This is a genomic window from Streptomyces sp. NPDC029674, from assembly GCF_044903205.1.
Classification (GTDB): Bacteria; Actinomycetota; Actinomycetes; order Streptomycetales; family Streptomycetaceae; genus Streptomyces.
Genome location: NZ_JBJDPY010000016.1, coordinates 123,992 through 136,055 on the forward strand (window position 1 = coordinate 123,992; position 12,064 = coordinate 136,055).

A 12,064-nucleotide genomic window follows, 5' to 3' on the forward strand; every position below is an offset into this window, starting at 1 on the left:
TGCACACCTCCAGGAAGGGTGGCGGGTCCGGGCCGCCGGTTCAGCCGAGGACCGTGAGATCGGATGTGCCCCAGTACGACTTCAGATGCCGGATGAGGCCGGACGGGTCCATGCGGATCACGAGCATCGCCGTGCGCCGCAGCCGCGCCGTCTCCGGGGAGCCGGGGGCCTTGAGCCAGCCCCGCTCCGCGTACAGCGGGCCCGCGGGCAGGTAGTCCATGACGGACGTGATCTGGATCAGCGCGTGCGTGGCGTCCTGACCGGCGACCGGCTCCGCCGCCTCCTCGCGCAGGCGCGCGGCGAGGAGCGGTTCGTAGTGGGCACGCACCGCGGCGTGCCCGGTGACGGGCGGGAGGCCGACCGGGTCCTCGAGGACCGCGTCGGGCGCGTACAGCTCGACGATCGCGTCCAGGTCCCCGGCGTTGACCCGCCGGCTGAGCTCCAGGGCGCGCTTCTTGCGGGCGAACTCGTTCATCGCTGTCCCTCCACCGCGTGTCCGTTGCCGTTGCCGCTGTCACTGCCGCTGTCCTTGCCGAGGTCCCGGTCGATGAACGCGAAGATCTCGTCCGCCGACGCGTCCTGGATACGGGTACGGGTGGCCACCGCGCCCTCGCCCTCGCCGCCCGCGGACTCCGGCACGTCGAGCCGGGCCAGCGTGGCCCGCAGCCGCCCGGCGAGTTCGGCCCGTGCCGAGCCGTCCTTCGAGGAGACCGAGAGGAGCGAGCCCTCGAGGCGCTCGAACTCCGCCAGGACGTCGGCGAGCGGATCCGCCGCGCGCGGCGCCAGCTCCTGCCGCAGCTGCGCGGCGAGCTCCGCCGGGTTGGGGTGGTCGAAGACGAACGTGGCGGGCAGCTTCAACCCGGTCGCGGCCGAGAGCCGGTTGCGCAGCTCGACCGCCGTCAGGGAGTCGAAGCCGAGTTCCCGCAGACCCTGCGTCGCGTTGACGGGCGTGGCCGCGTCGTATCCGAGGACGGCCGCGATGTGCGTGCACACCAGGTCGAGCAGCGCCTCTTCCCGCTCGGGGTCGGACATAGTGCCGAGCGCCTTGAGCAGCGCGGCCGCCCCCGCCGATACGCCGCCGCCACCGCTGCCGCTCCTGCTCCCACCACTCACCAGGTCCTGCAGCAGTGCGGGGGCAGGGTGGCTCTGGGCCTGCCTGCGCATCCGGGCCAGGTCGAGACGGACCGGCGCGTAGAGCGGCAGGCCGCCGGCCCACGCCGCGTCGAGGAGGGCGAGTCCCTCGTCGGCGCCGAGCCCGACCACACCGGCGCGGGCGTGACGCGCCCGGTCGGCGTCGGTGAGCCGCCCGGACATCCCGCTCTCCAGATCCCAGTAGCCCCAGGCCAGGGACGTCGCCGCCGCGCCGCCGTCGTGCCGGTGCCGGGCCAGCGCGTCCAGGAACGCGTTGGCGGCCGTGTAGCTGCCCTGGCCGGGACCGCCGAGCAGCCCGGCGACCGAGGAGTAGAGGACGAACGCGGACAGGTCCGCGTCCCGCGTCAGCTCGTGCAGGTGCCACGCGGCGTCCGCCTTCACGCGCATCACCTCCTCGACCTGCTCGGCCGTGAGGTTCTGCACCACCGCGTCGTTCACGGTGCCGGCGCAGTGGAAGACGGCGGTCAGCGGGTGCTCCGCGGGCACCGCCTCCAGGAGGGCGACGGCCGCGTCCCGGTCACCCGGATCGCAGGCAGCGAAGGTGACCCGCGCGCCGAGCGCGGAAAGGTCGGCGGCCAGCTCGAGGGCGCCCGGGGCGTCGGCTCCCCGCCTGCTGGACAGCACCAGATGCCGGGCTCCGTACCGCGCCACGAGGTGCCGGGCCGTCAGCGCACCGAGCGCTCCGGTGCCGCCGGTGATCAGCACGGTGCCCTCGGGGTCGAAGGCGGGGGGCAGCGTGAACACGGTCGTGCCGGAGGCGGGCGGGGCCGCCACCGCGGCGGGTGCCTGCCGGATGTCCCATACGGTGACGTCGAGCGGCGCCAGAGCGGGATCGTGACTGCGGGACGCCGCCTCGGCCGCCTCGCCGTGCTGTGCCGCCTCGGCCGCCTCGCCGTGCTGTGCCGCCTCGGCCGCCTCGCCGTGCTGTGCCGCCTCGGCCGCCTCGCCCGGCTGCGTCATCTTGGCCGCTTCGTCGCGTTGCGTCACCTCGGCTGCCTCGCCTGGCTGTGCCGTCTGGCCCGCCTCGCCTGGTTGCGCCGCCTTGGCCGCCTTGCCTGGCTGTGCCGTCTGGCCCGCCTCGCCCGGCTGCGTCATCTTGGCCGCTTCGTCGCGTTGCGTCGCCTCGGCTGCCTCGCCTAGCTGCGCCGCCTCGGCCAACCCACCCAGCTGCACCGCCTCGGCCAACCCACCCAGCTGCGCCGCCTCCGCCAACCCGCCCAGCTCCGCGAGGATTTCGCGTACGCGGCCGGGCTCGGGCGGCACGACGGCCTGCACCTCCTCCGAACCGCCCGCACGGTGGACCACCAGGTCCCCCTCATCGCGGAGGGCGCGGAGAGTGACGTCGGGTTCGCGCTCGTCACCCGCCCCGGGTACGCCCTGCGCCCCGCCCACGACCTCCACGCCCCAGCGTCCGGCGAGACGCAGCACGGCGCGGCCGACGGAGCCGGTGCCCTCCTCGATGAGCAGAGACTCGCCGCCGCGCGGCGAGACGACATCCGCCAGCAGGTGATACGCGGTGACATAGGACCCCAAGGACCCGGCGGCCTGCGCCCAGCTCCAGCCCGAGGGAATCCGCGTGAGCAGCGCGGCATCGGTGACGGCCACCGGACCCACCGCATCGAACAACCCCATCACCCGGTCGCCCACGGCCACCGCGCCGGCCTCGGCACCGGCCTCCGTCACCACACCGGCACCCTCGACGTGGCCCGCGTCGGCCGGGTCCGCCCCCGGCGCCACGGCCCGCACCGCCACCCGCACCTCGTGCGGCGCCAGCGCTCGCCCGGCCTCGGGAGCGTCGACGAGAGCCAACTGCCCGCCCCCGCCCGCGGCTTCGGACCGCGCCAGCCGCCACGTGAGCGACCCGACCGGCGGCACCAGACGCGCCGACGCGTCATCGCGTACGAGCCGCGGCACGTAGGCACGCCCGTCCCGCAGCGCCATCTCGGGTTCCACGGAGCCAAGTACGTCGGGCAGTGCGGCCGGCGAAGAGTCCGACGCGTCCACGTCGAGCAGCGTCAGACGACCCGGGTTCTCGGCCTGCGCGCTGCGCACCAGACCCCACAGCGAGGCGCCCGCCAGATCACCGGCGGTCTCGCCGGGCCGCGCGGCGACCGCGTCCCGGGTGACGACGACGAGGCGGCTCGACGCGAACGCCGCGTCGTCCACCCACTCCTTGAGCAGCGACAGAAGGGACACGGCAGCCAGCCGCGCATACCCGGCCGCGTCGCCGCCCGCACCCGTGTCAGGGGCGGTGCACACGGCGAGTACGACATCGGGCGCCTCGCCACCGGCCACCACATCGTCACGCAGCGCGCCGAACGTGTCCCGTACGGGAGCTCCGGCCAGCGCACCGGCCAGCTCCCCGGCCAGCGTGGCGCCCTGCGGATCCCCGCCGAGCGCGACGATCGCCGGACGTACAGCGCCACCGCCCTGCTCGGCCCGCGCGGCCGTCTCCTTCCACACGAGCCGGAACAGCGCGTCACGGTCCGCCGTACGGGCGCCCGCGATCTGGTGCGCGGCCACCGGCCGCACGGTGAGCGACTCCAGCGTCAGCACAGGCACGCCACCGCTGACCCCACCGCTGTCCCCGCCGCCGTCCACGGCCGTCAGGGCCAGCTGGTCGGGCGCGGTGCGCGCGATACGTACCCGGAGCTTCTCCGCACCCGGCGCATGCACCCGCAGCCCGCTCCACGAGAACGGCAGCAACACCTGATCGGTGTCGGCGGACGACGTGACCGCGTCCAGGATCAGCGCGTGCAGCGTGGCGTCGAGCAGCACGGGATGCACCTGATAGCGGTCGGCTTTGCCGCTCTCCGTCTCGGGGAGCGCCACCTCGGCGAAGATGTCGTCACCGAGCCGCCACGCGCTCACCAGACCCTGCGAGCCGGGCCCGAAGTCATAGCCGTACGAGGCGAGTTCACCGTATGGGTCCTGCCCGCCGACCGGTGTGGCACCCGGCGGCGGCCACGTCCCGCCGAACGAGGCGTCCCCGGCGTCGGCCCCCGCCGGGGCGACCACCCCTGCGGCATGCCGGGTCCACACGGCGTCCTCACCCTCACCCGTGGGCCGCGAGTGGACGGTCACGGGACGCCGCCCGTCCTCGGCCACCGGGCCGACCGCCACTTGCAGGTCGACCGCGGCGTCGTTCCCGAAGGCCAGCGGCGTGTGCAGCGTCAGCTCCGCCAACTCCGCGCAGCCGGCCCGCACCGCCGCCTGCAACGCGAGCTCCACGAACGCCGAGCCGGGCAGCAGCACCGTGTCCATGACCCGGTGCTCGGCCAGCCACGCCTGGTCCCGCGGAGAGATCCGGCCGGTCAGCAGGTGACTGCTGCTGTCCGCGAGTTCCACGGCGGCCCCGAGCAGCGGATGCCCCGCCGAGGCGAGCCCGAGCCCCGCCGGATCCCCGGCGAGCCCCCTGCGGCCCTCGAGCCAGAACCGCTCCCGCTGAAAGGCGTACGTCGGCAGATCCACCACCCGCGGCAGCGGAACGGCCGGGAACCAGCCCGTCCAGTCGACCTCCGCCCCCGCGCCGAATGCCTGGGCGGCGGCACGCGTCAGCTGGACGGCGTCGCCGTGACCGCGACGCAGGGTGGGGACGACGGTCGCGGGCATGTCGGCCCGCTCGATGGTCTCCTCCATGCCGAGGTTGAGGACGGGGTGGGGGCTGGCCTCGATGAACAGCCGATACCCGTCGGCCAGCAGCGCCTCGATGGTGTCGGCGAAACGGACCGGCTGACGGAGATTGGTCACCCAGTAGTCGGTGTCGAGGGCGGTGGTGTCGTCGAGGCGTTCTGCGGTGACGGTGGAGTAGAAGGCCACGTCGGTGGCGACGGGCCGGATGTCGGCCAGGCGTTCCGTCAGCAGGTCGTGGAGCTGGTCGATCTGGGGGCCGTGGGAGGCGTAACCCACGTCGATCACTCGGGCGCGCAGACCGCGGGCCTCCGCATCCGCCACCACAGCCGCGACATGCTCCGGCGGCCCCGAAATGACCGTGGACGACGGCCCGTTGACTGCCGCGACGCATACACCCGGCCGGTCGCCGATCAGCTCGGCGGCCTGCTCGGCTCCGGTACCCAGCGAGGCCATGTCGCCCTGCCCCATGAGCTGACGGAGTGCGTCACTGCGTACGGCCACGATCCGCGCCGCATCCTCAAGGGACAGTGCTCCCGCCACACACGCGGCAGCCATCTCACCCTGCGAGTGTCCGACCACGGCGGCCGGAGTGATCCCGTAGTCGGCCCACACGGCAGCCAGCGAGACCATCACCGCCCACAGCACGGGCTGCACAACCTCGACCCGGGACAGCTCGCTGCCGTCCCCGCGCAGAACCTCCGTCAACGACCAGTCCACGTACGCCGACAGCGCCCGCTCACACTCAGCGATGCGCGCCGCGAACACCGGCGACTCGTCCAGCAGTTGAGCACCCATGCCCACCCACTGCGACCCCTGCCCCGGGAACACCAACACCGGCCCCGCGCCGGAGGCGCCCTGCACGGTGCCCTCGACGACGTCCGGGGACGGTTCGCCCGCCGCCAGAGACCGGAGTCCGGCAAGGAGGGCCTCGCGGTCCTCACCCACGACGACGGCGCGGTTCTCGAACGTCGACCGGCTCTTGACCAGGGACCAGCCGACGTCCAGCGGCGACGCGAGCCGCGGGTCCTTCGCGGCGCGCTCGGCCAGGAGGCCGGCCTGGGCCCGCAGCGCCTCCTCGCCGCGCGCCGACACCACCCACGGCACCACTCCGGCCGGCGCCTCGGCCACCTCCGCCGGGGCGTTCGCGGGCTCCGGCGCGTCCGGGGCCTGTTCGAGGATGAGGTGCGCGTTGGTGCCGGAGATGCCGAAGGCGGAGACTCCGGCGCGGCGCGGGCGTTCGCCGCGCGGCCAGGCGACCGGCCCGGAGAGGAGGCGGACGCCGCTGCCGTCCCAGTCCACGTGCGGCGTGGGCGCGTCGATGTGCAGGGAGGCGGGCAGCTGTTCGTTGCGCAGCGCCATGACCATCTTGATCACACCGGCGACGCCGGCGGACGCCTGCGCGTGCCCGATGTTCGACTTGATGGAGCCGAGCCACAGCGGCCGGTCGGCGGGCCGCTCCTTGCCGTACGTGGCCACGAGCGCACTGGCCTCGATGGGGTCTCCGAGCATGGTGCCTGTGCCGTGCGCCTCCACCGCGTCGACGTCCTCGGCGGAGAGCCGCGCGTTGGCGAGGGCCTGCCGGATCACGCGCTGTTGCGCCTGCCCGTTGGGTGCCGTGAGCCCGTTGCTCGTACCGTCCTGGTTGATCGCCGAACCCCGGATGACCGCAAGGACGTTGTGGCCGTTGCGCCGGGCCTCCGAAAGCCGTTCGAGGACGACGAGGCCGACTCCCTCGGCCCAGCCCGTGCCGTCGGCGGCGGCCGCGAACGGCTTGCACCGGCCGTCCTTGGCGAGGCCGCGCTGCAGCGAGAATTCCACGAACGCGCCCGGCGTGGCCATCACGGTCGCGCCGCCCGCGAGGGCGAGCGAGCACTCGCCCTGCCGCAGCGCGTGCGCCGCCTGGTGGATCGCCACCAGGGACGACGAGCATCCGGTGTCGATCGTCATCGCGGGGCCTTCGAGGCCGAGTACGTACGACACGCGGCCGGAGGCGACACAGCCCAGGTTGCCGGTGCCGATGTAGCCCTCCACTTCGGTGGGCCGTTCGCCGACGAGTGCGAGGTAGTCGAAGATGGTCAGGCCCGTGTAGACGCCGGCGTTGCTGCCCTTGAGCGTCTCCCGGTCGAGGCCCGCGCGTTCGATCGCCTCCCAGGCGGTCTCCAGGAGCAGCCGCTGCTGCGGGTCCATCGCGATGGCCTCGCGGGGGCTGATGCCGAAGAAGCCCGCGTCGAAGTCGCCCGCGTCGTAAAGGAATCCGCCCTCGCGCACATAGCTGGTGCCGCGGCTCTCCGGGTCCGGATCGTACAGCGTCTCCAGGTCCCAGCCCCGGTCGTCGGGGAAGTCCCCCATGGCGTCCTTGCGGGCCATGACCAGGTCCCACAGTTCCTCGGCGGAACGGACGTCGCCCGGATAGCGGCAGGCCATGCCGACGATGGCGATCGGCTCGTCGTCGGTGGCGGCCCCGGCAGGTCCGGCCGCCCGCACCGGGTCCGCGGCGGCCGCCGCGTCACCGGACAGCTCGGCCTGCAGGACGTCGGTGAGCGCGTCGGGGGTGGGGTGGTCGAAGACGACCGTGGTGGGCAGCGTCAGACCGGTGCTCTTGTTCAGCCTGTTGCGCAGCTCCACCGCGGTCAGCGAGTCGAAGCCCAGCTCCTGGAACGGCTTGGTGGCGGGCACGGCGTCGACGTCCGAGTGTCCCAGCGTGGCCGCGGCCTGGGAGCGCACGTGCTGGAGCAGCAACTGCCGCTGCTGCGCGGGCTTCGCCTCCGTCAGCTCCCGCTGCAGCGACGACGCCTCCGCGGCGGCGTCCTCCTGCGCCACGGGCGCGCTCGCCCGCCTGTTCTCCGGCAGGTCGGCGAGGAGCGGGCTGGGCCGCTGGGCGGTGAACGTCGACGTGAACTGCGCCCAGTCGAAGTTCGCCACGGTCAGCGTCGTCTCGCCCGCGTCCAGTGCCTGTTGCAGCGCCTTGACGCACAGGTCCGGACTGAGCGGATGCAGACCGAAACGGCTGAAGAACGTCAACGCGGCCTGATCGGCGGCCATTCCGGCCTCGGCCCAGGGGCCCCAGGCGATGGAAGTGGCGGGCAGCCCCTGGGAGCGGCGGTGCTCGGCGAGGGCGTCGAGGAAGTGGTTGGCCGCGCCGTAGGCGCCCTGCTGGCCGCTGCCCCACACGCCGGCGCCGGACGAGAACATCACGAACGCCGTGAGGTCCAACTCCCGTGTCAGCTCGTGCAGATGGTGCGCGGCGAGCGCCTTCGGCCGCAGTACCTCGTCCAGCTCGGCGCCCGACACCTCACCGAGCCCGATGTAGTTCGGCACGCCTGCCGCGTGAATGACGGCGGTCAGCGGGTGCTCGGCGGGGACGCCGTCGATGAGGTGACGCAGCTGCTCGCGGTCGCCGACGTCGCAGGCGGTGATGGTGACGGCTGCACCCAACGCTCGCAACTCGTCCGCGAGTTCCTGCGCCCCTGGCGCCTCGGGACCGCGGCGGCTGGTCAGGAGGAGATGCGGCGCGCCCGCACGGGCGAGCCACCGCGCGAGTACGGCACCGATGCCGCCGGTGCCACCGGTGATGAGGGTGGTGCCTTCCGGCCGCCAACCCGGCTGGTTCGTCGGCCCGTTGGCGGGAGCGTGCGCGAGGCGACGGGCGTGGGTGCCGGACGGCCGGATGGAGATCTGGTCCTCGTCCTGCGGGACCAGGGCGGCCGCGAGACGGGTGAGCGTCTGGTGGTCGACACGGGCGGGCAGATCGATGAGCCCGCCCCACAGCCGCGGGTACTCCAGGGCCGCGACGCGCCCCAGCCCCCACACCTGGGCCTGCACCGGGTTGGTGAGGGCGTCCGTGGCGCTCGTGGAGACGGCGCCCTGCGTGAGCGTGCGTACGGGGGTGTCGGCGCCGTTGTCGCCCAGGGCCTGGATGAGCACGGTGGTCGCCGCGAGTCCGGCGGGCACGGCCGAGTGCTCGGGGTGCGGCTCCTCGTCCAGGGCCAGCAGATTGACGATCCCGGCGTAGGCGCCCGCGCCTGCGCCCGCGTCCCCGGCCCCACCCCCGTCCCCGTCCGTCAGGGAACGCAGCTCCCGCGCCATCTCCGCACGCTCCACGGCACGCGTGTCGACCACGTGCCGCCGCACCTCGCCACCATGGGCGGTCAGCGTCTGCGCGGTCGCCAGGACGGCCGGGTGGTCGGCGTGCGCTGCGGGCACGAGGAGCAGCCAGGCGCCGCTGAGGTCCGGCGCCGGGCCGTCGGGCAGGTGCTTCCAGGTGACGTGGTAGCGCCAGGAGTCGACCGTGGTCTGCTCCCGGTGCCGGCGCCGCCAGGACGAAAGGACCGGCAGCGCGGGCTCCAGCGCTCCGACGCTCTCCGCCTGCCCCTCGATCTCCAGACTGCCGGCGAGGGCCTCCATGTCCAGGTCCTCGATGGCCTGCCACACCCGGGCCTCGACCGGATCGTGCCCGCTCCCCACGGCTGCCACCGCCGCGGGCGGCTCCACCCAGTAGTGCTTGTGCTGGAAGGCGTAGGTGGGCAGGTCGACGGTACGAGGAGCGGGGTCGGCCGGGAACCAGCGCCGCCAGTCGACCTCGGCCCCCGCCGCGAACGCCTGCGCCGCGGCGAGCGTGAGCTGAGCGCGGTCCCCGTGGTCGCGGCGCAGGGTAGGAACAGTGACGGCCGTCCCTGCGGCACCGGTCTGCTGCTCGATGGTCTCCTGGATGCCGAGGTTGAGGACGGGGTGGGGGCTGGCCTCGATGAACAACCGATACCCGTCGGCGAGCAGCGCCTCGATGGTGTCGGCGAAGCGGACGGGCTGGCGGAGGTTGGTCACCCAGTAGTCGGTGTCGAGGGCGGTGGTGTCGTCGAGGCGTTCTGCGGTGACGGTGGAGTAGAAGGCGACGTCGGTGGTGACGGGCTGGATGTCGGCCAGGCGTTCCGTCAGCAGGTCGTGGAGCTGGTCGATCTGGGGGCCGTGGGAGGCGTAACCCACGTCGATGACCCGGGCACGCAGACCACGGGCCTCGGCGTCGGCCACCACGGCCGCGACATTCTCCGGCGCCCCCGAAATGACTGTTGAACTAGGCCCGTTGACGGCTGCGACGACCACTCCCGGCCGGTCACCAATCAGCTCGGCGGCCTGCTCCGCGCCGGTGCCCAGGGAGGCCATGTCGCCGTGGCCTTGCAACTGACGGAGTGCGTCACTGCGTACGGCCACGATCCGTGCCGCATCCTCCAGCGACAGTGCTCCCGCCACACACGCGGCAGCCATCTCACCCTGGGAGTGCCCGATCACAGCGGCAGGGGTGATCCCGTAATCGGCCCACACAGCCGCCAGCGACACCATGACCGCCCACAGCACGGGCTGCACAACCTCGACCCGGGACAGCTGGGAACCGTCCCCGCGCAGGACCTCGGTCAGTGACCAGTCCACGTACGCCGACAGCGCCCGCTCACACTCAGCAATCCGCTCCGCGAACACCGGCGACTCATCCAGCAGCTGGGCACCCATGCCCACCCACTGCGACCCCTGCCCCGGAAACACCAGCACCGGCCCCGGCCCTACGTCCCCGACAACCCCGGACACCACATCCGCCGAAGCTTCGCTCGAGCCCGCGGCCAGTGCCGCCAGTCCGGCCGTCAGCCCGTCCCGATCACGCCCCACCACCACAGCCCGGTGCTCAAGAAGCGCCCGGCTCGTGGCCAGCGACCAACCCACCTCGACCGGCGAGGAATCCGTGCCGGACACGGACTCGCCCAACCGTCGCGCCTGTTCACGCAACGCATCCGAGGACCGCCCGGAAACCACCCACGGCACCACCCCACCCGACTCCGCAACCACAGGATCCGGCGCCTCCTCCGGAGGTGCCTCCTCCAGGATCAGGTGCGCGTTCGTCCCCGAGATCCCGAACGCCGAGATGCCCGCCCGCCGCGTCCGCTCCGCCGGCCAGTCCACGGGCTCGGCGAGCAGTCGTACGCTGCCCTGCTCCCACTGGACGTGCGGTGAAGGTGTGTCGATGTGCAGAGAGGCGGGGAGGAGGCCGTTGCGCATCGCCATGACCATCTTGATCACGCCGGCGACTCCGGCGGCGGCCTGCGTGTGGCCGATGTTCGACTTGACCGAGCCGAGCCACAGCGGCCGGCCCTCCGGCCGCCCCTGCCCGTAGGTGGCGAGGAGGGCGTTGGCTTCGATGGGGTCGCCGAGCGTGGTGCCGGTGCCGTGGGCCTCCACGGCGTCGATGTCCTCGGCGGACAGGCGGGCGTTGGCGAGGGCGGCGCGGATGACGCGCTCCTGCGAGGGGCCGTTGGGGGCGGCGAGTCCGTTGCTCATGCCGTCCTGGTTGATGGCCGAACCCCGTATCACCGCAAGGACCTTGTGGCCGCGGCGCCGCGCCTCGGAGAGCAGCTCAAGCGCCACCACCCCGGCGCCCTCGCCCCAGCCCGTGCCGTCGGCGGCGGCCGCGAACGGCTTGCACCGCCCGTCGGGCGCGAGCCCCCGCTGCCGGGAGAACTCGGTGAACGAACCCGGAGTGGCCATCACCGTCGAGCCGCCGGCCAGCGCGAGCGAGCACTCGCCCTGACGCAGCGCCTGGCTCGCCAGATGGAGGGCGACCAGGGACGACGAGCAGGCCGTGTCGACGGTGACCGCGGGGCCCTCGAGCCCCAGCGTGTAGGAGATCCGGCCGGACACGACACTGCCGAGATTGCCGGTGCCGATGTACCCCTCGACGTCACTGGCCGTCTGGCTGATCAGTGTCAGGTAGTCGTGGGCGCTCACTCCGGTGAAGACGCCGGTGTCGCTGCCCTTCAGCGCCTGCGGGTTCAGCCCCGCGTGCTCGATCGCCTCCCACGCGGTCTCCAGGAGCAGCCGCTGCTGGGGGTCCATCGCCACGGCCTCACGCGGGCTGATGCCGAAGAACTCGGCGTCGAAGTGCCCGGCGTCGTACAGGAAGGCGCCGTCCCGGACATAGCTGGTCCCCGGGTGCTCCGGGTCCGGGTGGTACAGGGACTCCAGGTCCCAGCCCCGGTCGTCGGGGAACGCCGCCACCGCGTCGCCCCCGTCGCGCACGAGCTCCCACAGGTCGTCCGCCGACCGGGTGCCGCCCGGATAGCGGCACGCCATGCCGACGATGGCGACCGGCTCGGTCGATTCCTTGTCGTGGAGCCGTTGGCGGGCCTCGCGCAGCTCCGCGGTGACCCACTTGAGGTGATCGAGAAGCTTCTCCTCGTTCGACATCTGACCCAGGCTCCTTGGCGCTACGTGGTGATCGGGGCGTATGAGGTTGGGGAGG

2 protein-coding genes are annotated in these 12,064 nt (G+C 73.4%); both read right to left on the reverse strand.

Annotated features, from left to right (window positions below; genetic code table 11):
• Positions 1-40: 40 nt before the first annotated feature.
• Positions 41-475: a nuclear transport factor 2 family protein gene (locus tag ACI2L3_RS31640; RefSeq protein WP_404755829.1), complete on the reverse strand. Its 435-nt coding sequence runs from the start codon at positions 473-475 to the stop codon at positions 41-43.
• Complete coding sequence (locus tag ACI2L3_RS31645) at positions 472-12,009, reverse strand: type I polyketide synthase (RefSeq protein ID WP_404755830.1); 11,538 nt, start codon at positions 12,007-12,009, stop codon at positions 472-474. The genes ACI2L3_RS31640 and ACI2L3_RS31645 overlap by 4 nt, the downstream gene beginning before the upstream one ends.
• Between the last annotated feature and the right edge of the window lie 55 nt (positions 12,010-12,064).

Bases quoted from the DNA above. Each gene is read 5' to 3' on its own strand.
- ACI2L3_RS31640 (WP_404755829.1), bottom strand. From the start codon at position 475: ATGAACGAGTTCGCCCGCAAGAAGCGCGCCCTGGAGCTCAGCCGGCGG.
- ACI2L3_RS31645 (WP_404755830.1), bottom strand. From the start codon at position 12,009: ATGTCGAACGAGGAGAAGCTTCTCGATCACCTCAAGTGGGTCACCGCG.